The following is a 25,270-nucleotide window of genomic DNA, read 5'->3' as shown; positions in this document are numbered from 1 at the left end:
TGTTATTCTTGACAACACTTTGCTGTGTTGTCAATGAAAACAACGATCTTGCTCAAACGTCACGACACCCGCATCACGATCTTGCCGATATGGCTGCTGCTTTCCATTAGCCGGTGCGCATCCACGACCTCGTCAAGCGTGAAGATCCGATTGATGACAGGTGCGACCTGCCCGCTTTCGATGAGCGGCCAGACCTGCTCGACAAGCTCATCGCGGATGGCGCGCTTCTCGTCGGTAGTGCGCGGCCGCATGGTGGAGCCGGTGACGGTCAGGCGTTTGACCATGATCGGGCGTAGGTCGACCTTTTCGGCCACGGCGCCCCCCAGGAAGGCGATGATGGACAGGCAACCATCCTTGGCGAGCGCCGCAAGGTTCTTTTCGAAATAGGACGCGCCGATCATGTCGAGAACCACATCGACGCCCTTGCCGCCGGTTTCGGATTTCACGACGTCAGCGAAATCCTCATCGCGGTAATTGATTGCCCGTTTGGCGCCGAGCTTCACGCAGGCCTCGCATTTTTCCGCCGAGCCCGCCGTTGTATAAACCTCCGCGCCAAAGGCTTTCGCAAGCTGGATCGCCGTCGTGCCGATGCCACTGGTGCCGCCGTGGATGAGCACGGTCTCACCTTCCGTCAGGCCCGCCATCTGGAAGAGATTGGCCCAAACGGTGAAGAAGGTCTCTGGCAATGCGGCGGCTTTGACCGCATCATAACCTTTGGGGAAGGGCAGGGCCTGCCCGGCGGGAACGGCGCAATATTGCGCATAACCGCCGCCATTGGCGAGCGCGCAGACCTTGTCGCCAACCTTGAATTCATCGACGCCTTCGCCAAGCACAACAACCTCGCCGGCGATTTCGAGCCCGAGGATGGGACTTGCACCTTTGGGTGGCGGATAGGTGCCCTGTCGCTGCGCCACATCCGGACGGTTGACCCCTGCTGCCTCGACCTTCACGAGAATCTCGCCTTTTGCGGGTTTCGGCAGAGGTGCCTGTGAGATCTTCATGACCTCCGGTCCGCCATGGGACGGTAGATCGATGAAGCGCATTGTTTCGGGCAGGGTCGTCGTGTTGGGCATGGCCGGGAGCAACTCCTTACTTATCAGCGTTATCTGAAGATGTAGGTCAGATGGACGCCCGATGGAAGGAGGCCGTTTGTCGCTGATGTCAGTTTGCCTCGCCGAATACTCTGACAACGAGACCACCTTCGTTTTCTTTTGCGGCCGCCTTGACGCCGGCAATCTCTCTGCCGATCCGCTCGGGATTGGCGATGATCGATCCTTTCGGCAAGGTGAGGACGCCGATGGAGCAGCGCAGCAGCGCAAAGTCCCGTTCATTGCCGTTGCGGTCCTGGCCCTTCATGCATCCGGCGGCACGGTCTTCGTCGGAATAGAGCCCGGCGACATCGTCGTGGAAATCGCTGAGCAGCCGCCCGAGTATTTCCGTCAGCTCTTCGACGGACCAGTCACGCACGCCAATGAAAAAGTCGTCGCCGCCAATATGGCCAAGGAAGCAGTCCCCGGCGAAAAAGTAACGCCGCATCAGCGCCGAAAACAGGGTGATGGCGTGGTCGCCAGCGTTGAAGCCGTATTTGTCGTTGAAGGGCTTGAAATTATCGAAGTCGCAATAGCAGAAGAAACGCGTCTCGTCGCCGTCGCTGCAGCTGTCGGCAATGAAGCCGCCAATCGCCCGGTTGCCCGGCAACGCCGTCAGCGGGTTCTGGTCCTGCGCCATCTTCAGCTGCTTTTCATTGATGACCTTGATCAGCGAAGCGGCAGAGACGATGCCGGCATACCGCATGTTTTCGGTGAGGATGATGCAAGCGCTGCCGCCCATGCTGGCGAACATGTTCATCAACTGGTCCGCATCGGCGTCAAGCCCGACGATTGGTGCGGGGTCGACGAAATGAGAAATGGTACGCTCATAGATCTTGTTCTTGAGCAGGTCACGGCCAAAGGGCCGGTAGATATATTCCTTGAGGTGATATTCGTTGATAACGCCGCGCGGTTCGCCATTGGCGTTGAGAACCGGGAAGAAGGCCTGCTGCGGGTTTCTGCGGAAGAGCTCAAAGACGCTGTCGACACTGTCATGTTCGAAAACGGTGGGCAGGCGCTCGATCTCGCGACGGATCAAAATCTCGTCCAGCGTCTGGCTGTTGCGCCGCGCCACGCCCATGCGGTTCAGGTGCGGGAAACTCTCTGGCAATTCGCTGGTAAAGACCGTCGGCTTGGCGATCAGCCAGCCCTGCACCAGATCGACGCCGAATTCGCGGCAGGTAAGAAATTCCGCTTCGGTTTCGATGCCCTCGGCAATCACGCGCACGCCGAGAACATGGGCGATGTTGACGATGTTGCGCACGAGGTGCTGCTTGCGGGGCTGATGGTCGAGACCGGAAATGAAATGCCGGTCGATCTTGAGGTAATCCAGCGGGAAGTCGCAGAGCAGCTTCATTTCGCCGTGGCCGGCGCCGAAATCGTCGATCGCCAGCTTGAAACCTTCCTTGCGCATGCGGGCGATCAGCGACGTGAATTCAGGGACGCTGGTATTGTCGAACCGTTCGGAAAGCTCAAAGCAGATGGAGGAGGCGGGAATGCCTGCACGGGCCAGATGGCCGACGAGCTTGTCGAGAATGACATCGCCATTCGGAATGAGCCGCACATCGAGATTGAGGAAAAGCGTGGCGGAGGAGAAGTCGGGCAGGGTGGAAAATTTCGCCAGCGCCCTGCTTGCGAGCATCTGCTCGAAGGCCTTCAACTCGCCATCGGCAGCAGCCTGATCGAGAAGCGCCAGCGGATTGGGAAAACCCAGCCGGTCATGGCCGCGCATCAGCGATTCATAACCGAAAATCGTGCCTGTCGTTGCCTCGACAATCGGCTGAAATGCCGTTTCCAGCACCAGCTTTGCCATAGGAAACATGTGCCCGGAAGCGAAGCGCCTGATGGCATCGTTCTCCAGCGTGACGGCCTGCATTTTGTCTCCGCTCCTGTCCTTCCCCGGGCTTTAAGCCACGAGGCCCATTATTTTTGGACGAACAATCGCAGATCACAGGTCAACAAAAGCTTTCATCACTGTGAAGCTTTCGTGAAGTTTTTGTTGCAAACCCTTTTATATCAAGGGGTTGCTACGCTGAATATCAGGCCCGGCGCGCGTGTGCGCTATGGGCGGCATAAAGATCGGCCACATCCAGGCGCTCTCTGTCAGCGTCGGCATCCTGCCGTGAGGTGCCGGCGCCATGCGCGGTGGAAGCCGCCCAAAGACGCAACGCCTCGCGAACCACCTCGCTGCCGGAGGCATAAGCGCCGCAGTTCACGGCTTCGCGCATTCTTGCTGCCTGTTCCGGGGAAATCGATACTGTTACCATGGGCATGCATATCACTCCCTTCTTTAAACGCTGCGAGCGGTGCGTCGATTCCAATTCGGATCGCTTGCCGTCGTGGTCTATGGCGGGCTTTTTTATCGTCTTTCGTCTGGCGCCGCTTCCAGCGAAATTTGTATCAGCGACCATAATAGCACGAAACGCATCCTGTTCCCAATTCGCGGTATATCACGGTTTAGTTTTTCCCCTCTGAGCAGGGCGACGACATCGCTTCGCGCCGCCAGCCTGTTGGCGTGAAACTGTCACCTCTCGGCGGAGGAAAACATGATCCATCGCAAATCAGCGACATAAAATGGCGCATTTTTTATTGATTGATCGATCAATCAAGAATAATTTGCGCTTCATCAAGGAGATGACGATGCCCAAGATCGGAATGGAGCCTCTGCGCCGCAGGGCGCTGGTGGATGCGGCATTACGCACCATAGGCCACCATGGTTCGCTGAATGTGACAATGTCTGACATCGCCCGCGAAGCGGGGGTGTCGGCGGCTCTTGCGCACCATTATTTCGGCAGCAAGCAGCAGCTCCTGCTGGAAACCATCCGCAGCCTCTTGCGCGACCTCAGGTGCGACGCCGTGGCGGCGTTGAGCCGCGCTTCCGGCCCGCGCGAGCGGCTGAGTGCTATCGTGCATGTCTCCTTCCAGAGCGACCAGTTCACACCCGAGACAGTGGCGGCATGGCTTGCATTTTATGTCGAGGCGCAGCGCTCGGAAGAAACCCGCCGCCTGCTGGTGATTTATTCCCGCCGTCTCCGGTCCAATCTCATGGCAAGCCTGAACCGGCTCTGCCCTCCGGACGACGCCGCGCGCATTGCGGAAGGGGCGGCGGCGCTGATTGACGGGCTTTACATCAGGCACAGCCTGCGGTCCGCCCCACTCGGCATCGCTTCCGCCCCGGCACTTGTCGAGGACTATTTCGACATGCAGCTCAAATCATTTCCCGATGGACAGCGCGCCAAGCCATCCATCCGCACTCTTTAGGAGACTTCGATATGACCATCGCCACGCCGCTTAAGGCGCAGCCGAAAGCCTCGCATTTCATCGACGGCGACTATGTCGAGGACAATGCCGGCACTGTCATCGAGAGCATCTTTCCGGCTACCGGCGAGGTGATTGCACGTCTGCATGCGGCAACGCCCGCCATCGTCGAGCGTGCTATCGCCTCCGCAAAACGCGCCCAGAAGGAATGGGCGGCGATGAGCCCCATGGCCCGTGGCCGCATCCTCAAGCGCGCTGCCGATATCATGCGCGAACGCAACGAGGCGCTGTCGACGCTGGAGACGCTGGATACGGGCAAGCCTATTCAGGAAACGATTGTCGCCGATCCGACCTCGGGTGCGGATGCCCTCGAATTTTTCGGCGGCATCGCGCCTTCCGCGCTGAATGGCGATTACATCCCGCTTGGCGGCGATTTCGCCTATACGAAACGTGTGCCGCTCGGCGTCTGCGTCGGCATCGGCGCGTGGAACTATCCGCAGCAGATCGCCTGCTGGAAGGCCGCCCCCGCACTCGTCGCCGGCAATGCCATGGTCTTCAAGCCCTCGGAAAACACGCCGCTCGGTGCCCTGAAGATTGCCGAAATCCTGATCGAAGCCGGGCTGCCAAAGGGTCTGTTTAACGTCATCCAGGGCGATCGTGATACTGGCCCGCTGCTCGTCAATCATCCCGATGTCGCCAAGGTTTCTCTCACCGGCTCGGTGCCGACCGGTCGCAAGGTTGCCGCTGCCGCTGCGGGGCATCTGAAGCATGTCACCATGGAACTTGGCGGCAAGTCGCCGCTGATCGTCTTTGACGACGCCGATATCGAAAGCGCTGTCGGCGGTGCGATGCTCGGCAATTTCTATTCGTCCGGTCAGGTCTGTTCGAACGGCACGCGGGTTTTCGTGCAGAAAAAGGCAAAGGCCCGCTTCCTCGAAAACCTGAAAAGCCGCACGGAAGCAATGATCCTTGGCGATCCGCTCGATTACGCCACCCATCTCGGCCCGCTCGTATCCAAGGCCCAGCAGGAGAAGGTTCTGTCCTACATTGAAAAGGGCAAGGCGGAAGGCGCGACGCTTATCACCGGCGGCGGCATCCCCAACAATGTTGCGGGTGAGGGCGCCTATGTACAGCCGACTGTGTTCGCGGATGTGACCGACGACATGACCATCGCCCGTGAGGAAATCTTCGGCCCTGTGATGTGTGTGCTGGATTTTGACGACGAGGAAGAGGTTCTCGCCCGTGCCAACGCCACCGAGTTCGGGCTGGCCGGCGGCGTCTTCACCGCCGACCTCGCCCGCGCCCACCGGGTGGTGGATGGGCTGGAAGCCGGGACGCTGTGGATCAATACGTACAATCTCTGCCCGGTGGAAATCCCCTTCGGCGGCTCCAAGCAATCCGGCTTCGGCCGAGAGAATTCGGCGGCGGCGCTGGAGCATTATAGCGAGTTGAAGACGGTGTATGTGAACACGGGGAAGGTGGAAGCGCCTTATTAATTGGCAGGGCAGAGGGGGGGAAGCCCCACCCACTGACAGTCAATTAATCGGAACAACCGCTCATCGGAGAGAGCAAACAATGCAAGCAGATTACGTCATCGTCGGCTCCGGCTCCGCAGGGTCCGCCATCGCCTACCGCCTGTCGGAAGACGGTCGCTATTCCGTCATCGTCATCGAGGCCGGCGGTTCCGATTTCGGCCCCTTCATCCAGATGCCGGCGGCGCTCGCCTGGCCGATGAGCATGAAGCGCTACAATTGGGGTTATCTCTCCGAACCCGAGCCCAATCTCAACAATCGCCGCATCACCGCCCCTCGCGGCAAGGTCATCGGCGGCTCCTCCTCCATCAACGGCCTGGTTTACGTGCGCGGTCATGCCGAGGATTTCAACCGCTGGGAAGAACTCGGTGCGCATGGCTGGGCCTATGCGGATGTGCTGCCTTACTTCAAGCGCATGGAACACAGCCATGGCGGCGAAGAAGGCTGGCGTGGCACGGATGGGCCGCTGCATGTGCAGCGCGGGCCGGTCAGCAATCCGCTTTTCCACGCCTTCATTCAGGCGGGCGCGCAGGCGGGGTTTGAACTGACCGATGACTATAACGGCTCCAAACAGGAAGGCTTTGGCCTGATGGAGCAGACCATTCACAATGGCCGCCGCTGGTCTGCTGCGAACGCCTATCTGAAACCGGCGCTGAAACGCGGCAATGTCACGCTGGTCAACGGTTTCGCCCGCAAGGTGGTCATCGAAAACGGTCGCGCCGTCGCTGTCGAAATCGAGCGCAAGGGTGTGGTGGAGACCATCAAGGCGGGTCGCGAGGTCATCGTTTCGGCTTCCTCCTTCAATTCGCCGAAGCTGCTGATGCTCTCGGGCATCGGCCCTGCCGCGCATCTCAAAGACATGGGCATTGAGGTGAAGGCGGATCGCCCCGGCGTCGGCGCAAATCTTCAGGACCATATGGAGTTTTATTTCCAGCAGGTGTCCACCAAGCCGGTGTCGCTTTATTCGTGGCTGCCCTGGTTCTGGCAGGGCGTGGCCGGTGCGCAATGGCTGCTGTCGAAAGGCGGCCTCGGTGCTTCCAACCAGTTCGAGGCCTGCGCCTTCCTGCGCTCCGCCCCCGGGCTCAAGCAGCCGGATATACAGTATCATTTCCTGCCCGTCGCCATTTCATACGACGGCAAGGCGGCGGCGAAAAGCCATGGTTTTCAGGCGCATGTCGGCTACAACCTGTCGAAATCACGCGGCAACGTCACGCTGCGCTCCGCCGATCCCTCAGACGAGCCCGTCATTCGCTTCAACTATATGAGCCACCCTGAAGATTGGGAAAAATTCCGCCATTGCGTGCGCCTGACCCGCGAAATCTTCGGCCAGAAGGCATTCGACGATTTTCGCGGGCCGGAAATCCAGCCGGGTGAGAGCATCGAGACGGACGACCAGATTGACGCCTTCCTGCGCGAGCATCTGGAAAGCGCCTACCATCCCTGCGGCACCTGCCGCATGGGCGACAGGAACGACCCGATGGCGGTTGTCGATCCCGAATGCCGCGTGATCGGTGTGGAGGGCCTGCGTGTTGCAGACAGCTCGATCTTCCCGCACGTGACCTATGGTAACCTGAACGGCCCGTCGATCATGACCGGCGAAAAGGCGGCGGACCACATTCTCGGCAAAACCCCGCTGCCGCGTTCCAATCAGGAGCCATGGGTAAACCCGCGCGCGGCCGTCAGCGACCGGTGAATGCATTTCATCATCCTTCACCACTGGGACAAAAGCTGGCAATAGCCTACTGTTTTGATCTCAGAGTAAAGATCTACGATTTTCGCCGTCCGAATATTCGGAAAGGGCTCCGATGTTCAGGCGCTTTTGGCTTGTTCATTTGTTCAGGTGAGGCCATTGCCATTAAGGCGGCGGACAGATCGAATTTTTCTGAAGAAGGGGGGAGTTGGGATGCGAAAGGATTCGGATTTAGCTTTCCCATCATCCCTGAACGTACAAAACGCATGATATCCAGGATCGCAAGGTTAAGAGGTTCCCCGGCATATTTCGCAGACACTTCACGCAATGCTTCAAAGAGAAAATCGACCCTGAGCTGAATATTGCTTCCGAATAAAACGAGACCGATCCCGCTATTAGATAACGCCGTTTTGACATTTTCGTCCGCCGCGTTCAGTGCCGCGACAGTCCGTGAATCTGTGAACAATAATATCTTATTGGTGGGCGATTCGATATCGATACCTGCCTTCATCAAGATTGCGGCCGCATTTGAATCTTGAAAAAGAACGGCCGGAAAAATTAATTCTACCTGGGTGTCGTAGTTAAGCGCCATTTTAAATCCTGTTGATAACATTAATATAAATATAAATCCGAAAATTCAAAGTATTATTGATTGAGTGTATTTAATATTTAAATGGACATATCTTTTCAATATTTAATTGACAGATGCTTAAAGATAATCGTCCTCGCGCTGGTGGCGGATTGCGAGGATGGAGACTGTTTCCGCATCTTCGATTTGAATGAGGGCGATGTAACCGGAAGATCCGAATGGAACGATCAGTTCCCGTAAGATTGCGTTGTGCCCCGGCGCCTTGCGCGTTGCGAAAGGAAATTCGCTCAGTCCCTCAATCGTCGAAATAATGCGGTCCACGGCTTTTTCCGCCGTCGAAAAATCCTTTTCCAGTAGAAAATTATATAGCCGGGTTATGTCTGCTCTGGCTACAATCGTATACCGGAGATTGAACGTCACTGGCCGCGCTCAGCTTTCTTGGCTGCGAGCATCGCCCGCAGTTCCGCATGGACCTCTTCGGCGGAATAAAAAATCCCCGTGCGTTTGGATTCCTCAAGTGACGCCAGCCCACGTGCAATGAACTCCGCCTGCGATTTACGGATTTCAACTTCCCGCCTTACAGAGTTTTCAACGAAGGACGACAGTGTTTCACCATCCTTCAGCACACTTTCTGCAGCTTCACGAAAATCGGCGGTAACACGCAGTGAAGGCAACGTTGCGGTTTTCATCTTGTCTCTCTATGCGTTGCATTTGCGATGCACATCTTCTTTCACCTCCTGGAAAGAGTCAAACGCAAAACTTGCAAACCTGGATATCCAGGCAGATAAAAGGCCGTCCTACCCTTCTGTACCGAAATCACCGATCTGGACCGCCATGCCCGTTGACTACAAAAAGCTGAAAATGCTCCGCCGCTCCCGTGTCGTCTGGGGTTCATGGCGGATTTGGAAGCCAAGGGCGGTTTTCTGGGTTGGGGCTATTGCCGTCGGCCTTATCAGCGTGGGTTTCGCATGGGCGGCGGACCGCGCCCAGCACCTTTTCTTCGCAGCGACGTCCTCAGGCAAATGGGCGTTTCTGCTGCCGCTCATCATCACGCCCCTCGGCTTCACCCTTTGCGCCTGGCTCGCGATCACGGTTTTCCCCAATGCCGGCGGTAGCGGCATTCCACAGGCCATCGCCGCCCGGCACCTGCGCGACGACGCGGATCGTTCGCGGCTTCTGTCGCTGAAGCTTGCTTTTGGCAAGGTTGTGCTGACGGTCGCCGGTCTATTGTCCGGAGCGTCGATTGGCCGTGAAGGACCGACCGTTCAGGTCGGGGCCTCCATCATGCTGCAGGCCGCCCGCTGGGGCGGTATGGCGCAGGCAAAGGGTCTCATCCTCGCCGGCTCGGCGGCGGGCATAGCGGCGGCCTTCAACACACCGCTGGCAGGCATCGTCTTTGCCATCGAGGAGATGAGCAAGACTTATGAATCCCGCGCCAACGGCCTTGTGCTGACAGCCGTCATCCTGTCGGGCCTCGCCTCGCTGGCTCTGGTGGGCAGCTATACCTATTTCGGCACCAGTTCGGTCATGGCGAAAACGACGATGGACTGGCTGCTGGTGCTTGTCTGCGGTGTCGGCGGTGGTGCATTCGGCGCTCTTTTCAGCGCTGGTGCTTTGCGCCTCTCTGCGCGTATCCGCCGTTTCGCCCAGACCATGCCGCTGAAGCGGATGCTCGCTGTTGCGGCAGCTTGCGGCCTTGCTTCCGCCGTCATCGGCATCGCAACAGGTGGCGCGACGTTCGGAACCGGTTACGAGCAGGCCCGTGCGGCGATAGAGGGGGAGGCTGCGCCGTCTTTCTTCTTCATCGAAAAGCTGGCGGCGACTTTCCTGGCCATGATGTCTGGCATCCCCGGCGGCATTTTCGCGCCATCGCTGTCGGTCGGTGCGGGTTTCGGCAGCACCATGGCCGGCCTGCTCGGTACAAGCATCGGCCTTGGTGCCATCGTCGGCATGGCGGGATATTTCGCTGGCGTGGTTCAGGCGCCGATGACGGCCTTTGTCATCATTCTCGAAATGACCGGCAATCATGAGGGCGTCATACCCATCATGGCCGCATCGATGCTGGGATATCTCACGTCTCGGCTTTTTTCTCGCGAACCGCTTTATCACGGCCTGTCACGGGTCTTCATCGCCCAGAGCATTCGCGCCAGACGCGCCGCTCAGGCCACTGAAACGTGATGTCTCAAGCCCTGATGCCCGCCACCCCGAAATAACCGAGTCCCGGTATCTTCACGCCCGGCCGAGCGAAATCGATGCCGGCCACGAGACCGAGGAAGTTGATCTCGAAGCCGCTGCGCGCACCCGCCGAAATGCCGAACAACCCGCCGAGGGAAACGCTTGCATCCTTCCAGTCGTCGGCGATGTGGTAGAATGCGCCGTCCGGCAGATAGTCGCGGCCGACCGCGTCCGGCGGCAGCACGACGCCGAGTTCGGGCACGCTGCGCAGCACATGGGCGACGAAGGTGTTGGAGTTGGGGCCGGGATAGATGCGATAGCCGCCCGGCTTGCCATAGGGATAGTCGGCAATCGCCTTTTCGATCTTGGGGATCAGCTTTTCCGCCTCTGCGCCGTGAATGGCCACCACCTGGCGTGGCATGTTGGAATACCAATAGGCGTCCGCCGCATATCCATTGTGGCGGATCGGCGTGCCCCAGCCCACCTTGTCGTAACGGTCATAGCTCGTAGCGTCAGGTTTTTTCAGAACCACCCAGGCGTGGCTGGCAACGGAACCCTTGAAGCCTCCGGTCATGGCGGAAAAAACGTAGACGGCGGCTTGCCCGTCGCTCGAGGCGGGCGGCAGCATGCCTGACGATGACCATCTGGCGGCGCTCCAGCCGCGCGGATGGTCCTTCATGGCCCACAGCCCGGCCGATGCCAGTGCCGGCAGCAGATAGATGACGGCAATCGCCAGCAGCAGACGTTTAGCAAATTTCACCGGCAGCCCCGTGCATCGAAAAATCAATTGCGCTATCAACCACATGAAATCAGAATTTTTTGAGGCTGAGAGAATGAACAATTCCGTTACCGTCGAAGTCTTCAGGGGCAATCTCGTCGAAAGCCGTCACCAGGGCCTCGCCGTGGTGGTGGATGGCGATGGCGGGGTCCTGTTTTCCGCTGGCGATATCGAGCGCGGCATTTTCCCGCGTTCGGCCTGCAAGGCCATGCAGGCGCTGCCGCTGGTGGAAAGCGGTGCGGCGGATGCCTACGGTTTCGGCAACCGCGAACTTGCGCTTGCCTGTTCCTCCCATTCCGGGGAGGACGCCCACGCAGAGCTCGCCGCCGCCATGCTTGCGAAAGCGGGCCGGAATGTCGATACGCTGGAATGCGGCGCGCACTGGTCTTCGGACCAGAAGACCATCATCCATCAGGCGCGAACGATGGAGCAGCCGACGGCGCTTCACAATAACTGCTCCGGCAAACATTCCGGCTTCATCTGCGCCTGCTGCCACACCGGCACGGATCCAAAAGGCTATGTCGGTTATGACCACCCGCTGCAGCGGGAAATCCGCGCGACGATGGCAAGCCTGACAGGTGCTGCTCTCGGCCATGACAATTGCGGCGTGGATGGCTGCTCCATCCCGACCTATGCCGTGCCGCTGAAGGGGCTGGCGCATGGCTTTGCAAAAATGGCGACGGGCAGGGGGCTCGAGGCACAACGCGCGCAAGCCTCGCGCCGTCTCATCGAGGCCTGCATGGCCGAACCCTTTTACGTGGCTGGCACGGGCCGTGCCTGCACGAAGCTGATGCAGATCGCGCCGGGCAAGATTTTTGCCAAGACCGGCGCGGAAGGCGTCTTCGTTGCCGCCCTGCCGGAAAAGGGCATCGCCATGGCGGTGAAATGCGAAGACGGCACGACGCGTGCGGCGGAGGCCATGGTCTCGGCATTGCTCGCCCGCCATTTTGATGAAGGCAGTGCCGAGCAGCAGGCGCTGAGCGGCATGGCGAACCGGCAGATGCGCAACTGGAACGGCATCCATGTCGGCGATATCAGGGTCGTCGGTCTCTAAATAACCTTTGACGCCGCCGTTTGCCGGCACGATGATGGCGCGCCCCCCGCGCGTGACGGCCACCCCATGGCACTCGCAGGGCGGTGTCCGCATGAGGAAGAGGTGGGCGCTTCATTGCTTTGGAGGTCGCATATCCATGTTCACATTGTTTTTCTCCCCCGGTTCCTGCTCCCGCGCCAGCCATATCGCGCTGGAGGAATCCGGCCTGCCTTACAAGGCCCACCGCGTCAATTTCGCGGAAGGCGAGCAACGCTCCGAGGCATTTTTGAAGATCAATCCCAAGGGCCGCGTGCCAGCGCTGGCGACGGCGAGCGGCGTGCTGACGGAGACGCCCGCCATCCTCGCCTTCATTGCCCAGATGGCGCCGGAAAAGAAGCTTGCGCCGCTCGACGATCCCTTTGAATTTGCACTGATGCAATCGTTCAACGGCTTCATTTCATCGACGGTACACGTCGCTCACGCCCATGGCCGTCGCGGCAGTCGCTGGGCGAGCAAGGATAGCTCGCTTGAAGATATGAAAGCCAAGGTGCCGCAGACCATGGGCGAGTGTTTCGAACTGATCGAGCACGGCATGCTGCACGGCCCATGGGTTCTGGGCACGGCCTATTCGGTCGCCGATCCCTATCTTTTCGTCATGTCCGGATGGCTGGAAAGCGACGGTGTGGATATCGCCCGTTTCCCGAAAGTGCACGACCACTTCCGCCGCATGAACGACCGCCCGGCGGTGCAGCGGGCGCTTGCCGGGGAGCGGGGCTGAGAGGCCCAGTACTTCCGTCGTTCCGGCCCTGAGTCATAACCCAGGTGACGCGGTTCTGCGGCGCGGGAAGGGTCCCTTCAGTCCAGGGACCTGGGCTGGCCGGATGCCGGCTCAGGTCCGGCATGTCTGACAAGAAAGGCGCTTAACGCTCAAGCCGCCTCGGCCGCGCGCGTGTCCCACATCGCCTTGAACGCCGTGCGCGCCTGGCAGCGGTCGAGCCAGTCTTTCAGGGCGGGATGGGCGGCGAAAAGTGGCTGGTGTCCCTGCGCGTAACGAACGATTTCCGCCGCGTTGAGATCGGCGACGGTGAAACGATCGCCCACCAGATAGTCGTGGCTGGACAGGTGCTGTTCAAGAACCCTGAGGGGACGCTTAAGCAGGCGAGCGGCCACATCGATCACTGCCTTGCCGGCGTCGCTTTCCGAAAGGCCCTCGGCAATGGCGGATGAAATCTTCAGCGCGTTCGTTTCGATTTCCGTCGCGGCAAAAAACGACCATTGCAGCATGGCGGCGTCCTCCTTCAAATCGACAGGCGCAAGTGGGCCGCCATATTTGCGGGCGAGGTAGAGATTGATCGCCATGGATTCGTAGAGCACCATGCCCTCATCCTCGATGCAGGGAATGGTCCCCATCGGGTTGATGGCGAGGAAAGCGGGCGAGAGCGTGTTGAGCGGCGCATCCGCCGCCAGCGGATCGGCAAGCCGGCGGGCCTGAATGACCGGCACATGCTTGAAGTCTATGCCCAGTTCACCCGCAAGCCACAGCGTGCGCGTGGCGCGCGAACGGTAGACACCATAAATCGTCAACATCGAGGACACCCTTTTCCCAATTCGATGCCGGCACGTTAAGGTCTCGATCTTTTAAAGGGAAGTTGCAGGCGGTGGGCTGACCTATGATTTTTTCTGATCCGTAACGGCGTCAGTATCCGGCGATAGGCGGCTCTCGAACCTGTCGATAAATCGCTCGAAAAGCCGTGCGAATGTCTCCACATCCTCCTGCGGCCATCCGTCCATGACGTCCGTGATGATGCCCATCTTGGTGCTGCGCATGCCTTGAAGCAGGCTGGTGCCAAGTGGCGTGATTTCGACGATCGAGCGGCGCGCATCTTCCTGGGAAACGCTGCGCCTCAACAGGCCGCGCGCCACCATGTCGGCAACCACGCGGCTGCCACGCGAGGGGTCGATGCGCATCCCCTCGGCAATAGCGCCAACCGTCACGTCTCCTTGCGCCCGTCGCAGGATGTCGAGGACATCGATATGGGAAAGTTCGAGACCCGGCGCGAATTTGGCCAGCGCCATGCGTCCGATCATGCGGCGCCCCACCATGATGCGCATGCGCGTCATGGTGTTGCCGATCCGCTTGATATCCTCGGGTAAATCCTCGTTCCAGTCTTCCTCGCCCGCCACTCTCAGCCCTTCATGTCATACTGTTTGCGATCACATTTCATGGCAATAGCACGAATGTCAAAAACTTGCCATTGACATATATATGCTAATAGCACACAAATTGTCGCAGCAAATCCGCCTGAAGCCAACGAGATTTTTCATGGATATGTCCACCGCGCCTGTGGCGCCGCTTGTGTCCGATCACCGGCGCAGGCTCATCGTCTTTCTGTTCCTGATGCTGGCCATGTTCATGGCCACCCTCGACAACCAGATCGTCTCGACAGCGCTTCCCACCATCGTCGGCGAGTTCGGCGCGCTGGAACGCTTCGGCTGGATCGGTTCCGCCTACCTTCTGGCAACCAGCGCGGTTATGCCCGTTTATGGCAAGCTTGGCGATCTCTTTGGCCGCAAATATGTGATGATCGCGGCAGTGGTCATCTTCACGCTCGGCTCGCTCGCCTGCGGGCTGGCATGGTCGATGGACAGTCTGATTGCCGCCCGTGTGTTGCAGGGGCTCGGCGGCGGCGGCATCATGGTATCGATCTTCTCCGTCAACGCCGATCTGTTCGAACCGCGCGAACGCGCCCGTTACCAGAGCTATTCCAGCCTTACCATCATGGCGTCAGGCAGCGTCGGCCCTATCCTCGGCGGCACGATGAGTGATCTCTTCGGCTGGCGGTCGATCTTCCTGATCAACCTGCCGCTCGGCATCATCGTTATTACGGGTCTCGCCCTGATGCTGCCTTACCGCCGTCCGGCGCGGCAGCCGAAGATCGATTATCTCGGCGCGGTCCTTCTCGCCGCCACCATCGCCAGCGTGGTTTTCTGGGCGGATAGCAGTGAACTGTTCGGATCGCTGATCGCCGCTCCGAGCCTCGGCATCATCGCCTTTGCCGTCATTGCGGCATTTCTCTGGGTGCAGGTGGAGCGCCGCGCGCCGGAACCGGTTGTGCCATTGCGCCTCTTCAAGGACAGCACCTTTCCGTTGCTGATGATCGTCTCGCTCACCAGCGGCGGCATCGGCATCGGGATGGTCAATTATTATGCCCTGTTCCTGCAAACGACCACTGGCCTTTCGCCCTCCCATGCCGGGCTGTTCTTCATTGCCGTCACAGGCGGCATCGTCATGGGTTCGTTGTCAGCAGGACGGCTGATTTCGCTCACCGGCGTCTACAAGCCTTTCTCGGTCGCTGGCCTCTCCGTCAATGTTGTCGTCATGCTGCTCTTCACGCAGATGCATGCGGGAACGCCGTTGTGGCTGATCGCGGTGCTGATGCTGGCGCAGGGTTTCGCGGTCGGCCTCGGCCAGCAGGCGCCGATCATCGGCGTGCAGAATTCGGCCCCCAAGGCCGACATCGGCGCGGCGAGCGGCGCGGTGACCCTGACCCGCATGGGCGGCGCGGCAATCGCCATTTCGGTCTATGGCGCCATTGTCTCGTCAAGTCTGAAGGGCGTTGCGATTGATATTCCGGGTGTGGGCAAGATCGAGGAGCTGACCCCGAAAATGCTCTCCGAACTGCCCGCCGCTTCCCAAGCCGCCGTCGCCTCGCTTTACTCTGATGCGTTCACGCCGCTGTTCTTCGCAGCCGCCGCGACAGCCGCCATCGGCCTTGCCGCCGCACTGATGCTGAAACCGGTGCGGCTGCCGGCCGCGGTTGAGGCGAAACCAGCGGAAGTGGCGGGGGAGTAGGCAGGTCGGCAGGCAGCTGTGAACCCTGGTTTTTTTGCTGAAACCTCCCATCCGTCATACCGGCCTTGGGCCGGTATCCAGCCAGCCCAGGTCCTTGGGCTGAAAGAACTCCTTCGCCGCGCTGACGCGCGGCTGCTGGATTCCCGCACAAGGCCGGAATGACGGGATGTCTCCATAAAACAAAAACACGTTCGCGGGAAATTTAACGCCCGTTCCGCGTTAACATCGCAAGTCTTTCGATTCGCGCGGGCGGCCCTCTTTCCATGGTTATGAAGCCGGAACAGTTGTTGAACTCCACGCCTAAAGGGCTCTATTGCCCGGCGGGTGATTTCTATATCGATCCCGTGCGACCGGTGCCGCGGGCGCTGATCACCCATGGTCATTCCGATCACGCCCGCGCCGGTCATGGCGCGGTGCTGGCCACCCGGCAGACGCTCGATATCATGCGCATCCGTTATGGAGAGGATTTTTGCGAAAGCGAGCAGGCGGTGGGGTTCGGCGAAACCGTTGAGGTCAACGGCGTGACCGTCGGCTTTCATCCGGCTGGCCACGTGCTCGGCTCGGCGCAAATATCGGTCGAGATGAACGGTTTGCGCATCGTCGCCTCGGGAGACTACAAGCGCGGCATCGATCCCACCTGCGCCCCCTTTGAGACCGTGCCCTGCGATGTCTTCATCACCGAGGCCACCTTCGGCCTGCCGGTGTTTCACCATCCGCTGCCACGCGTGGAAACGGCTAAACTTCTTACCTCCATCAAACAATTTCCCGAACGCACCCATCTCGTCGGGGCCTATTCCCTGGGCAAGGCGCAGCGCGTCATACGTCTGCTCCGCGACAACGGTTATTCCGACCCTATCTATATTCATGGCGCGCTGGCCCGGCTTTGCGATTATTACGTCTCGCAGGGCATCGATCTCGGCGATCTCAGGCCCGCGACGCTTGAAAAAAGCAACCCCGCCGCCTTCAAGGGCGCCATCGTCGTCGGTCCGCCCTCGGCCTTTCAGGAGCGCTGGGCACGGCGTTTCAACGAGCCGCTGATCGCCTTCGCCTCGGGCTGGATGATGGTGCGGCAGCGCGCAAAGCAGGGCGGCGTGGAATTGCCGCTGGTCATATCGGACCATTGCGACTGGCCGGAGCTGCTGGAAACCATCACAGAAATCGGCCCGCAGGCCGTCTGGGTCACGCATGGCCGGGAGGAGGCGCTGGTGCGCTGGTGCGAATTGCAGGGCATTGCCGCCAAGCCGCTGCATCTCGTCGGTTATGAAGACGAGGGGGATTGAGATGAAAGCCTTTGCCACGCTTCTCGACCGCCTCGTGTTGACGCCTTCGCGCAATGGCAAGCTGAAGCTGCTCACCGACTATTTCCGCGATACGCCCGATCCCGACCGGGGTTACGGGCTGGCGGCCATTGCCGGCACGCTGGATCTGAAAAGCGTCAAGCCGGCCATGCTGCGCGAACTGGTGCTGGAGCGCATGGACGAAGTGCTGTTCCGCTATTCCTACGATTATGTCGGCGATCTGGCCGAAACCATTTCGCTGGTCTGGGGCAACATCGGCGGTGCCGATGATTCCGAGGCGCAGGACCCGCGCCTGGGCGAAGTCGTCACCTTGATGAATTCACTCGGCCGCACGGAGGTGCGCGGCGCGGTGCGCGATCTCCTGGACCGGCTCGATACGTCTTCGCGTTTCGCTTTCCTCAAACTTGCCACCGGCAGCCTGCGCATCGGCGTTTCAGCGCGGCTGGCGCGTCAGGCGCTGGCGGACTTTGCGGGGAAAGACATCATCGAGATCGAGACCCTGTGGCATGGTCTTGCGCCGCCGTACACGACGCTCTTCGCGTGGCTGGAGGGCAAGTCTGACCGGCCGGTGCTGGCGACGCCCGCCATTTTCCATTCGGTCATGCTCGCAACGCCGGTCGCCGATGGCGACCTCGATACGCTCGACCCCGACGACTACGCGGCGGAATGGAAATGGGACGGCATTCGGGTGCAACTGTCCCGCGCCGGTGAGACGCGCAAACTCTATTCGCGCTCCGGCGATGATATCTCCGGCGCCTTTCCCGATGTCCTCGATGCGATCGACTTTGAAGGCGTGATGGATGGCGAATTGTTGATCGGCGGCACGGCGCGCTCCAACAATCTGACCCGCACCTTTTCCGATCTGCAGCAGCGTCTGAACCGCAAGACGGTGACGGCAAAAATGCTGGACGATTACCCGGCCTTCATTCGCGCTTATGATCTTCTGTTTGACGGTGAAAGCGATATTCGCGCGCAGACCTATGTTGACCGTCGTGGCCGTTTGTCCGACATCATCGAGCACGCCCCGCACGACCGCTTCGACCTTTCGCCGTTGATCGATTTTTCCAGCTGGCAGGAATTGGACACGTTGCGCGCCGCACCACCCGATCCGGTCATCGAGGGTGTCATGATCAAGCGGCGCGACAGCACCTATCAGGCCGGACGCGCCAAGGGCCCGTGGTTCAAATGGAAACGTGATCCCTATAATATCGATGCCGTGATGATGTATGCCCAGCGCGGCCACGGCAAGCGGTCCAGCTATTATTCCGACTTCACCTTCGGCGTCTGGGCGGAAGGCGAGGATGGCGAGCAGCTGGTGCCGGTCGGCAAGGCCTATTTCGGCTTCACCGACGCGGAGCTCGAGGTTCTGGACAAGTTTGTTCGCGACAATACCGTCGAGCGTTTTGGCCCCGTGCGGGCCGTGCGCGCCACGCCGGAGTTCGGTTTTGTGCTTGAGGTGGCGTTTGAAGGAATCAACCGCTCCACCCGCCACAAGTCTGGCGTGGCCATGCGCTTCCCGCGCATTGCAAGGCTGCGCGCCGACAAGCTGCCAGCCGAAGCGGACAGGCTTTCGACGCTGGTGGCGATGATCGATGGCGTGGATGGATAGGGCAAGATGCGGTAACAGCCCGTTTGCGGTGAATTCATTGTTGTTATTCGCGAATCCGTGACTGGACAGCTTTCTTCGAGCATGTTGAATTGCTGAAACAACCATCTTCATCAGGTGAACTCATGCCAGACAAGCGCTCTCTTTCCTCATATGTCGGACGGGAAGAATGCGGCGCGATGTCGCCCGGCTTAACGCGGCGCGGCCTGCTTGCCGGGACCGTTGGGCTGTCAGCGGCCTTGATCCTGCCGCCGGCTGTGAAAGCCGGCATTCCCGCCCCGGATGTTTTGCCGCTGGAACGGCAGGATTATGCAGAGGCCCGCCGACATTTCCACACCCGTCTGCTGCGCAAGATGGCCGCGCCGGAAAAATCCGCAGCGCTGGGCACGCCTGCCGGGGCGGAGCGCGTTACCTATCCTGGCGGGCCGGATGGTTCGATTCAACTTGTCGCCTGGCTTTCCCACTACCAACCATCGAAGACGCTGAAGCCCGCCGTCCTGTTCCTGCACGGCGGCAACGCCACGGGCGATGGCCACTGGGCCCTGATGAAGCCCTACTGGGAGGCCGGTTTCGTCGTGCTGCTGCCATCCTTTCGGGGTGAAAACGGCCAGATCGGCAACTATTCCGGTTTTTACGACGAAACGGCGGATGCACTGGCGGCGGCGACCTATCTTGAAAATCTACCCGGCATTGACAGGAAGCGGTTCTTCATCGCCGGTCATTCCAATGGCGGCACGTTGACGCTTCTCGCCTCCATGAGCCGAAAGTTTCGCGCCGCAGCCCCCATCTCGGCCGGCGTCAATTCCTGGCGCTACTTCAATCGATATACCGAGGAAATCTGTTTCGACGAGACCGACGAGCGCGAATTCATCATGCGTTCTTCCGTCTGTTTTGGCCCCAGCCTCAAATGCCCGGCGCTGCTTTTGCGCGGCACGGAGGAGCGGCCCTTCGACGCCGATCACCAGCTTTTTGTTGATCGGACCGTGCCCTCCGGCTTCAAGGTGGATAAAAAACTGCTGCCCGGAACCCACAATGGTGTGGTGCCGGGCGCAGTGGAGGAAAGCATCCGCTTTTTCAACCAGTTTGCGTGAACGGGCCGAAAACCGCTCGTGCAGCTTTCGGCCCATATCTCAGATCAGGCGCTCTTCGTGAAGTAGCCAAGCAGGCGCATGGCGTTGGCAGTCACCAGAACCGTTGCGCCGGTATCGGCAAAGACGGCAAGCCACAGGCCGGAAACGCCGGTGACGGTCGTGACCAGGAACACTGCCTTCAGGCCAAGCGCGATCGCCACGTTCTGGCGGATATTGCTCATGGTGGCGCGCGACAGGCCGATGAGGCGGGCGGCGTCGCCGACATTGTTGCGCATCAGCGCCGCATCCGCCGCTTCCATCGCCACGTCCGTGCCGGAGCCGATGGCGACGCCGACACTCGCCGCAGCAAGCGCGGGCGCATCGTTGATGCCGTCACCCACCATGACAACGGTTTTCTTTTCGGCGAGCTTGCGGATTTCCTCGACCTTGTTCTGCGGCAGGAGTTCGCCGCGCGCTTCAAGGCCGAGCTTGTTACCGATGGCACGCGCCGTGCGGGCGTTGTCACCCGACAGCATCAGCGAGGAAATGCCCATGTCCTTGAGCGCTTTCACGCCTTCGGCCGCATCCTTGCGCGGCTCGTCGCGCATGGCGAAAAGACCGCTTGCCGCGCCGCCGGTCATCACGACAGCCACCGTTTTGCCTTCGCTTTCCAGCGCGGAAATGCGGTCGGCCAGTTCCTTCGAGAGGGTGCCGACCTCAGTCGCAAAGCGCGGCGCGCCGATGAACAGGTCTTTTCCACCGACATTGCCCTGCATGCCGCGACCGGAAATCGCCTTGATATTGGAGCCGGGCAGGGGCTTCACGCCTGCCTTTTCAGCATGGTTGACGATGGCTCGGGCGAGCGGATGGCTCGACTCGTTTTCAATGGTCGCGGCCTGTGCAATCAGCTCGGCCTCGTTGCCGTCAAGCGCCACCACGTCCGTCACGACAGGTTCGCCAAGCGTCAGCGTGCCGGTCTTGTCGAAGGCGACGGTTTCGGTGCGCGCCAGCATTTCGATGACAGCGCCGCCCTTCACCAGCATGCCGTGGCGTGCCGCAGCCGAAAGACTGGAGGCAATGGCGGCGGGAACGGAGATCACCAGCGCGCAGGGGCAACCGATCAAGAGCAGCGCGAGACCGCGGTAAATCCAGGTGTCCCAGTCGCCAAGGCCGGCAAGCGGCGGTACGATGATGGTCAGCACCGAGATCGCGACGATCAGCGGCATGTAATAACGCGAGAAGCTCTGGATGAAGCGTTCCGTCGGGGCGCGGGCATCCTGCGCTTCCTCGACAAGCGTGATGATGCGGGCAATGGTGTTGTCTTCCGGCGCGCGGTCGACACGGATGCGCAGCGAGCCGTCATGGTTGATCGAGCCGGCAAAGACCCGGTCGCCCTTGTCTTTGGCAACGGGAATGCTCTCCCCCGTCATCGGCGATTCATCGACGCTGGACTGGCCGTCCATGACAACACCATCGGCGGCGATGCGGTCGCCGGGGCGCGCCACGACCACCTGGCCGATGCGTACCTGATCGGCGGCGATCTGCCGAAGCGCGCCGTTTTCCTCCACCATGGCCGTTTTCGGCAGCAGCGAACCGAGCGCCTTGATGCCGGAGCGGGCGCGGGCGGCGGCAAAGCCTTCGAGCAATTCGCCGACGGAGAACAGCAGCACGACGATGGCCGCTTCTTCCGCCTCGCCGATGATGATCGCGCCGATGGCGGCAATCGTCATCAGCATCTCGATGGTGAAGACCGCGCCGAACCGGGCGGCATTGACGGCATTGCGCGCAATCGGGAAAAGCGTGGCGAGCGTCGCGACGATGAAGGCGTAACTACCCCAGGCCGGGAAGGTCAGTTCCGCCGCATAGGCAATCGCGACCAGAATGGTGCCGGTGAAGGTGTTGCGCGCCTTGGCGGTGCGCCACCATGCGCCTTTTTCATCCGCACCATGGGCGTGCCCTATCTCGGCGCTCTGGCTTGCGGTGGCAGGTGCGGCAGCGTGGGAGTGGCCCGCATGGTCGTGTCCGTGATCATGACCTGAATGATCGTGGCCGGAGTGATCGTGGCCTGCGTGATCGTGGTCATGCCCTTTGCAGGACTGATGATCGTCTGCCGAATGGTCATGCGCCGCGTGGTCATGTCCGGAATGATCATGCCCGGAGTGATCGTGATCGTGATGGCCACCGCATGTCGCGTGATCATGGTCATGGTCGTGATTCTGAGCCGACGGTTTTGCGGGCGCAGATTTTTCCTGCGGCAACAGAGCGGGCTTGAAGCCGAGCTTGCGCAGCGTGTCCTCGATTTTGTCGACCGGGGTTTTGTTCTCGGCAAGCGACAGATTCAACCTTTCGCGAGCCACGGATACCTTGACGTCGGCAACGCCGGGCAGGCGGGACAGCGCGGTTTCGATCTTGGCCGCGCAGCTGCCGCAATCCATGCCGCCGATCGAAAAGGTCAGCGTATTGTTGTTTTCAATAGCCGGTTCGGGCGTGTCATGATGGTGACCGCCGCAGGTCGAATGGTCGTGATGATCCGCCTCCACCTTTGCCTTGGAAGCCTTTTCGCGCGGCAGCAAAGCGGGCTTGAAGCCAAGCTTGCGCAGCGTATCCTCAATCTTTTCGACCGGAGTCTTGTTGTCGGCCAGCGAGAGGTTCAGCCTTTCGCGGGCCACCGAGACCTTGACGTCGTCGACGCCGGGCAGGCGGGAGAGTGCGGTTTCGATCTTGGCCGCGCAGCTGCCGCAATCCATGCCGCCGACCGAAAAGGTCAGGTCCTCCGATGCTCCGTTCAAACTGCCGCGTGTCGAAATATTCATGGTTTCGCTCCTGAATTCCACTCGACAGCCAATCTGGAACCTCTAGCAACTAGAGCTTCAAGAGGAAAAATGCGGTTCGTCGATTTTTTTTGAAAAACCGACGCCAGCCTCGCGCCAGCCGCGCGGTCCATCATGCCGGCAGATTGGATTCCATGAAGCGGTTCAGATGATAGCACTCATTTTCAAAAACGGTCGCCGGGCGGCCTCTCTGCTGGGGCTTGCCCTGCTGCCGCTGATGAGCGGCTGCCTTTTCGTGACGGATACGACGCGGATGGACCCGGACGTCTTCGTCAGGGAAACCGCGCCGGTGTTCAATTTCAATTCCGTCAGCTCCAATCGTCAGCCGGAGCTGCCGCCGCAGCCCGGCCAGCTTTCCACGCGCCCGCCGGATCTGTTCAGAACCCGTTTCCATCAGGAATATGGTCCGCCGGTGCGCGGGCAGGGGCTACAGGCCCCGCAGGTACAGGGTTACAACGCGCCGCAACCGCAGGGCCAGACGATGGCCTATGGCCTGCCGGTTTCCAATCCGCTGCATCGGATCATGTATGGCCCGATCCGCGATGAGGACCGCTCGCTGCCGGCCATTCCCTACGGTCGCATCGATCCGCGTTATCTCCGGCAGGAAGTCAGCTACCAGACGGCGGAAGCGCCCGGCACCATCGTGGTCGATACCAGACAGCATTTTCTCTATCTCGTGCAGTCCGGCGGCAAGGCGATCCGTTACGGCGTCGGCCTGGGTCGTGACGGTTATGCCTGGTCGGGCCGCGGCAAGATTCAGTGGAAGGCGAAATGGCCGCGCTGGACGCCACCCGATGAAATGGTCAAGCGCCAGCCGGAACTCGCCTCCATCTCCGCCGCCAATGGCGGCATGACGCCGGGTCTGAACAATCCGCTCGGCGCACGCGCGCTTTATATCTTCAAGGATGGCAAGGACACGCTTTATCGCGTGCATGGCACGCCGGACTGGCAGTCTGTGGGCAAGGCGACGTCCTCCGGCTGCGTGCGCATGCTCAATCAGGATGTGATCGATCTCTATGACCGGGTGCCGCAGGGGGCGCAGATTGTGGTTATCTGAACACGTTCTAAAAGAAAGAGATATGGGACCCATTCCGCCATCACCTTGTGTCTGGCTTTTAGCGGTCGGTTAACTATTTTCGCAATACGCATGACACGGAACAAACGACGTACAACGGCGGTCTAGCCGTTCGAAATGTGGGACAAACCGGCCTTATGACAAGCACCGACACAGATCTTTCCAGACGCACCTTCCTTTCCCTTCTCGGCCTCTCTTCCGCTTCGCTTCTCGCAGGCTGCGCCTCGTCAGGCACGGGAGACGCCATCCGCCAGCAGGCGACTGCCATCGGCAGCGATTTCCGCCAGATGTTTTCGTCCGGCGTCAGCGATGCGGAACTGGCCGTGATGTACGGCTCGGTCGAGGATGGCGGTTACGTCATTCCCGCTGTGCCCTATCAGAAGATCGACCGCCGCTATTATCGCCAGCGGGTCGTCGATCCGACCGGCGAGCGCCCCGGTACGGTGGTCGTCGATACGCGTTCGCGTTTCTTGTACGTTGTCGAGCCCGGCGGCAGCGCCATGCGTTACGGCGTCGGCATCGGCCGTGAAGGTTTCGCCTGGTCGGGTGAGGGCGTCATCCAGTGGCGTCAGAAATGGCCGAAGTGGACCCCGCCGGACGAAATGGTCGCCCGCCAGCCGGAACTCACCAAATATTCCGCCAAGAACGGCGGTATGCCGCCGGGCCTGAAGAACCCGCTGGGTGCGCGCGCCCTCTATATCTTCCAGAACGGCAAGGACACGCTCTACCGTCTGCACGGTTCGCCGGAATGGAACTCCATCGGCAAGGCCGTATCCTCCGGCTGCGTGCGCCTGATGAACCAGGACATCATCGACCTCTACGACCGCGTGCCGCAGAAGGCGCGTGTGGTGGTCTGGCAGTAAGCCTGCAAACATTCACGAAAAAGGCGGCCTCTGTGCCGCCTTTATTTTTGACTGTCATGGCCGGGCGAGATTGTCCTTCAGCGCATTCACCCGGTCGCGAATCTGTACCAATTCCTCCAGTCCGCAGCCGGTGGCGCTGCCGATGGCGGCCATGATTTTTACGCCTTCCTTTTTAAGCTCGGCCCCCTTTTTCGTCAGGGCCACCAGAACCTGCCGCTCATCGACCGTGCCGCGCTTGCGGGTGATGAGCCCGGCATGCTCCAGCCTTTTCAGAAGCGGCGAAAGCGTGCCCGAATCCAGTCCCAGCATTTCGCCCAGCGCCTTGACGGTTGAGGTTTCCTTTTCCCACAGCGCCATCATGACAAGATATTGCGGGTAGGTGAGGCCAATCGGGTCGAGCAGCGGTTTATAGGCGCGGGTAAAGGCGTGCGCCGCGCCGTAAAGGGCAAAACATATTTGCTGGTCCAGCCTCAACAGGCTTTCCATTGTTTTCTCATCGCCCTGTGCGTCCATTTTCCAGCTCCAAAAATC

At 60.3% G+C, this 25,270-nt stretch carries 23 protein-coding genes; 12 read left to right on the top strand and 11 right to left on the bottom strand.

Features of this window, described 5'->3' with window-relative positions:
• Nucleotides 1–59: 59 nt before the first annotated feature.
• The 3 genes from AT6N2_RS06470 to AT6N2_RS06460 form a co-directional block, all read right to left on the bottom strand.
• A complete protein-coding gene (locus AT6N2_RS06470) occupies nt 60–1,073 on the bottom strand; it encodes an NAD(P)H-quinone oxidoreductase (RefSeq protein ID WP_063950832.1) in 1,014 nt (337 codons plus the stop codon).
• Nucleotides 1,074–1,161: 88 nt separating this feature from the next.
• Nucleotides 1,162–2,964: a GGDEF domain-containing protein gene (locus tag AT6N2_RS06465; RefSeq protein WP_209089392.1), complete on the bottom strand. Its 1,803-nt coding sequence runs from the start codon at nt 2,962–2,964 to the stop codon at nt 1,162–1,164.
• Between the two features lie 163 nt (nt 2,965–3,127).
• Nucleotides 3,128–3,361, bottom strand: a complete 234-nt coding sequence (locus AT6N2_RS06460; protein WP_063951094.1) for a ribbon-helix-helix domain-containing protein — start codon at nt 3,359–3,361, stop codon at nt 3,128–3,130.
• A 367-nt stretch (nt 3,362–3,728) separates the two neighbouring features.
• Between AT6N2_RS06460 and betI the strand changes: the two genes are divergently transcribed.
• From betI to betA, 3 genes are all read left to right on the top strand, one after another.
• Nucleotides 3,729–4,349 (top strand): transcriptional regulator BetI, encoded by a 621-nt coding sequence (gene betI, locus AT6N2_RS06455; protein ID WP_144575498.1) that lies wholly within the window; start codon nt 3,729–3,731, stop codon nt 4,347–4,349.
• Between the two features lie 11 nt (nt 4,350–4,360).
• On the top strand, nt 4,361–5,842 hold the full coding sequence (betB, locus tag AT6N2_RS06450; RefSeq protein ID WP_209089391.1) for a betaine-aldehyde dehydrogenase: 1,482 nt from the start codon (nt 4,361–4,363) through the stop codon (nt 5,840–5,842).
• A gap of 79 nt (nt 5,843–5,921) precedes the next feature.
• A complete protein-coding gene (betA, locus tag AT6N2_RS06445; RefSeq protein WP_209089390.1) occupies nt 5,922–7,571 on the top strand; it encodes a choline dehydrogenase in 1,650 nt (549 codons plus the stop codon).
• A gap of 73 nt (nt 7,572–7,644) precedes the next feature.
• On the opposite strand, the gene AT6N2_RS06440 is transcribed toward betA, so the two are convergent.
• From AT6N2_RS06440 to AT6N2_RS06430, 3 genes are all read right to left on the bottom strand, one after another.
• The gene (locus AT6N2_RS06440) at nt 7,645–8,160 is read right to left on the bottom strand and encodes a hypothetical protein (protein WP_209089389.1); all 516 of its coding nucleotides are present in this window, start codon (nt 8,158–8,160) and stop codon (nt 7,645–7,647) included.
• A gap of 117 nt (nt 8,161–8,277) precedes the next feature.
• Complete coding sequence (locus tag AT6N2_RS06435; protein WP_209089387.1) at nt 8,278–8,577, bottom strand: type II toxin-antitoxin system RelE/ParE family toxin; 300 nt, start codon at nt 8,575–8,577, stop codon at nt 8,278–8,280.
• Entirely contained in the window at nt 8,574–8,846 is a 273-nt protein-coding gene (locus AT6N2_RS06430; RefSeq protein ID WP_063950837.1) for a YlcI/YnfO family protein, read from the bottom strand. Before AT6N2_RS06430 ends, AT6N2_RS06435 begins: the two co-directional genes overlap by 4 nt.
• Nucleotides 8,847–8,991: 145 nt before the next feature.
• Between AT6N2_RS06430 and AT6N2_RS06425 the strand changes: the two genes are divergently transcribed.
• Nucleotides 8,992–10,335, top strand: coding sequence for a chloride channel protein (locus AT6N2_RS06425; RefSeq protein WP_209089385.1), 1,344 nt, complete (start codon nt 8,992–8,994; stop codon nt 10,333–10,335).
• A 4-nt stretch (nt 10,336–10,339) separates the two neighbouring features.
• On the opposite strand, the gene AT6N2_RS06420 is transcribed toward AT6N2_RS06425, so the two are convergent.
• Nucleotides 10,340–11,092 carry a DUF3750 domain-containing protein gene (locus AT6N2_RS06420; protein WP_209089383.1) on the bottom strand — a complete coding sequence of 251 codons (753 nt, stop codon included), beginning with the start codon at nt 11,090–11,092 and terminating at the stop codon, nt 10,340–10,342.
• A 73-nt stretch (nt 11,093–11,165) separates the two neighbouring features.
• Here AT6N2_RS06420 and AT6N2_RS06415 point away from each other — a divergent pair, with 73 nt between their 5' ends.
• Nucleotides 11,166–12,164 carry an asparaginase gene (locus AT6N2_RS06415; protein WP_209089380.1) on the top strand — a complete coding sequence of 333 codons (999 nt, stop codon included), beginning with the start codon at nt 11,166–11,168 and terminating at the stop codon, nt 12,162–12,164.
• Nucleotides 12,165–12,300: 136 nt separating this feature from the next.
• Nucleotides 12,301–12,921, top strand: a complete 621-nt coding sequence (locus AT6N2_RS06410; protein ID WP_063950840.1) for a glutathione S-transferase family protein — start codon at nt 12,301–12,303, stop codon at nt 12,919–12,921.
• A 149-nt stretch (nt 12,922–13,070) separates the two neighbouring features.
• Here AT6N2_RS06410 and AT6N2_RS06405 read toward each other — a convergent pair whose 3' ends face one another.
• Complete coding sequence (locus tag AT6N2_RS06405) at nt 13,071–13,730, bottom strand: glutathione S-transferase family protein (RefSeq protein WP_144575479.1); 660 nt, start codon at nt 13,728–13,730, stop codon at nt 13,071–13,073.
• An 81-nt stretch (nt 13,731–13,811) separates the two neighbouring features.
• On the bottom strand, nt 13,812–14,327 hold the full coding sequence (locus AT6N2_RS06400; RefSeq protein WP_144575476.1) for a MarR family winged helix-turn-helix transcriptional regulator: 516 nt from the start codon (nt 14,325–14,327) through the stop codon (nt 13,812–13,814).
• 139 nt (nt 14,328–14,466) lie between these two features.
• Between AT6N2_RS06400 and AT6N2_RS06395 the strand changes: the two genes are divergently transcribed.
• From AT6N2_RS06395 to AT6N2_RS06380, 4 genes are all read left to right on the top strand, one after another.
• Nucleotides 14,467–15,996, top strand: a complete 1,530-nt coding sequence (locus AT6N2_RS06395; protein ID WP_209089377.1) for an MDR family MFS transporter — start codon at nt 14,467–14,469, stop codon at nt 15,994–15,996.
• A 263-nt stretch (nt 15,997–16,259) separates the two neighbouring features.
• Nucleotides 16,260–17,276 (top strand): ligase-associated DNA damage response exonuclease, encoded by a 1,017-nt coding sequence (locus AT6N2_RS06390; protein ID WP_209089374.1) that lies wholly within the window; start codon nt 16,260–16,262, stop codon nt 17,274–17,276.
• Between the two features lies 1 nt (nt 17,277).
• Nucleotides 17,278–18,903 (top strand): cisplatin damage response ATP-dependent DNA ligase, encoded by a 1,626-nt coding sequence (locus AT6N2_RS06385; protein WP_209089372.1) that lies wholly within the window; start codon nt 17,278–17,280, stop codon nt 18,901–18,903.
• Between the two features lie 122 nt (nt 18,904–19,025).
• Nucleotides 19,026–19,991: an alpha/beta hydrolase family protein gene (locus AT6N2_RS06380; protein ID WP_209089369.1), complete on the top strand. Its 966-nt coding sequence runs from the start codon at nt 19,026–19,028 to the stop codon at nt 19,989–19,991.
• Nucleotides 19,992–20,035: 44 nt separating this feature from the next.
• Here the strand turns inward: AT6N2_RS06380 and AT6N2_RS06375 are convergent, their stop codons facing one another.
• Nucleotides 20,036–22,783 (bottom strand): heavy metal translocating P-type ATPase, encoded by a 2,748-nt coding sequence (locus tag AT6N2_RS06375; RefSeq protein WP_209089367.1) that lies wholly within the window; start codon nt 22,781–22,783, stop codon nt 20,036–20,038.
• 166 nt (nt 22,784–22,949) lie between these two features.
• Here AT6N2_RS06375 and AT6N2_RS06370 point away from each other — a divergent pair, with 166 nt between their 5' ends.
• Nucleotides 22,950–23,858: a L,D-transpeptidase gene (locus AT6N2_RS06370; RefSeq protein ID WP_209089365.1), complete on the top strand. Its 909-nt coding sequence runs from the start codon at nt 22,950–22,952 to the stop codon at nt 23,856–23,858.
• A 155-nt stretch (nt 23,859–24,013) separates the two neighbouring features.
• Nucleotides 24,014–24,739, top strand: coding sequence for a L,D-transpeptidase (locus tag AT6N2_RS06365; RefSeq protein WP_209089363.1), 726 nt, complete (start codon nt 24,014–24,016; stop codon nt 24,737–24,739).
• A gap of 54 nt (nt 24,740–24,793) precedes the next feature.
• Here the strand turns inward: AT6N2_RS06365 and AT6N2_RS06360 are convergent, their stop codons facing one another.
• On the bottom strand, nt 24,794–25,252 hold the full coding sequence (locus AT6N2_RS06360) for a MarR family winged helix-turn-helix transcriptional regulator (RefSeq protein ID WP_063950850.1): 459 nt from the start codon (nt 25,250–25,252) through the stop codon (nt 24,794–24,796).
• Nucleotides 25,253–25,270 lie beyond the last annotated feature (18 nt).

The sequence above is a fragment of the Agrobacterium tumefaciens genome (assembly GCF_017726655.1).
GTDB lineage: Bacteria > Pseudomonadota > Alphaproteobacteria > Rhizobiales > Rhizobiaceae > Agrobacterium > Agrobacterium tumefaciens_B.
Note: the sequence above shows the minus strand (reverse complement) of the source record. Positions and strands in the feature narration are given on the sequence as shown.

Excerpts from the sequence above, each read along its gene's own strand:
- AT6N2_RS06405 (WP_144575479.1), bottom strand. The coding sequence starts at position 13,730 with ATGTTGACGATTTATGGTGTCTACCGTTCGCGCGCCACGCGCACGCTG.
- AT6N2_RS06460 (WP_063951094.1), bottom strand. The coding sequence starts at position 3,361 with ATGCCCATGGTAACAGTATCGATTTCCCCGGAACAGGCAGCAAGAATG.
- AT6N2_RS06390 (WP_209089374.1), top strand. The coding sequence starts at position 16,260 with ATGGTTATGAAGCCGGAACAGTTGTTGAACTCCACGCCTAAAGGGCTC.
- AT6N2_RS06380 (WP_209089369.1), top strand. The coding sequence starts at position 19,026 with ATGCCAGACAAGCGCTCTCTTTCCTCATATGTCGGACGGGAAGAATGC.
- AT6N2_RS06470 (WP_063950832.1), bottom strand. The coding sequence starts at position 1,073 with ATGCCCAACACGACGACCCTGCCCGAAACAATGCGCTTCATCGATCTA.
- AT6N2_RS06375 (WP_209089367.1), bottom strand. The coding sequence starts at position 22,783 with ATGAATATTTCGACACGCGGCAGTTTGAACGGAGCATCGGAGGACCTG.
- AT6N2_RS06395 (WP_209089377.1), top strand. The coding sequence starts at position 14,467 with ATGGATATGTCCACCGCGCCTGTGGCGCCGCTTGTGTCCGATCACCGG.
- AT6N2_RS06425 (WP_209089385.1), top strand. The coding sequence starts at position 8,992 with ATGCCCGTTGACTACAAAAAGCTGAAAATGCTCCGCCGCTCCCGTGTC.
- AT6N2_RS06430 (WP_063950837.1), bottom strand. The coding sequence starts at position 8,846 with ATGAAAACCGCAACGTTGCCTTCACTGCGTGTTACCGCCGATTTTCGT.
- AT6N2_RS06385 (WP_209089372.1), top strand. The coding sequence starts at position 17,278 with ATGAAAGCCTTTGCCACGCTTCTCGACCGCCTCGTGTTGACGCCTTCG.
- betA (WP_209089390.1), top strand. The coding sequence starts at position 5,922 with ATGCAAGCAGATTACGTCATCGTCGGCTCCGGCTCCGCAGGGTCCGCC.
- AT6N2_RS06465 (WP_209089392.1), bottom strand. The coding sequence starts at position 2,964 with ATGCAGGCCGTCACGCTGGAGAACGATGCCATCAGGCGCTTCGCTTCC.
- AT6N2_RS06440 (WP_209089389.1), bottom strand. The coding sequence starts at position 8,160 with ATGGCGCTTAACTACGACACCCAGGTAGAATTAATTTTTCCGGCCGTT.
- AT6N2_RS06410 (WP_063950840.1), top strand. The coding sequence starts at position 12,301 with ATGTTCACATTGTTTTTCTCCCCCGGTTCCTGCTCCCGCGCCAGCCAT.
- betB (WP_209089391.1), top strand. The coding sequence starts at position 4,361 with ATGACCATCGCCACGCCGCTTAAGGCGCAGCCGAAAGCCTCGCATTTC.
- betI (WP_144575498.1), top strand. The coding sequence starts at position 3,729 with ATGCCCAAGATCGGAATGGAGCCTCTGCGCCGCAGGGCGCTGGTGGAT.
- AT6N2_RS06365 (WP_209089363.1), top strand. The coding sequence starts at position 24,014 with ATGACAAGCACCGACACAGATCTTTCCAGACGCACCTTCCTTTCCCTT.
- AT6N2_RS06415 (WP_209089380.1), top strand. The coding sequence starts at position 11,166 with ATGAACAATTCCGTTACCGTCGAAGTCTTCAGGGGCAATCTCGTCGAA.
- AT6N2_RS06370 (WP_209089365.1), top strand. The coding sequence starts at position 22,950 with ATGATAGCACTCATTTTCAAAAACGGTCGCCGGGCGGCCTCTCTGCTG.
- AT6N2_RS06360 (WP_063950850.1), bottom strand. The coding sequence starts at position 25,252 with ATGGACGCACAGGGCGATGAGAAAACAATGGAAAGCCTGTTGAGGCTG.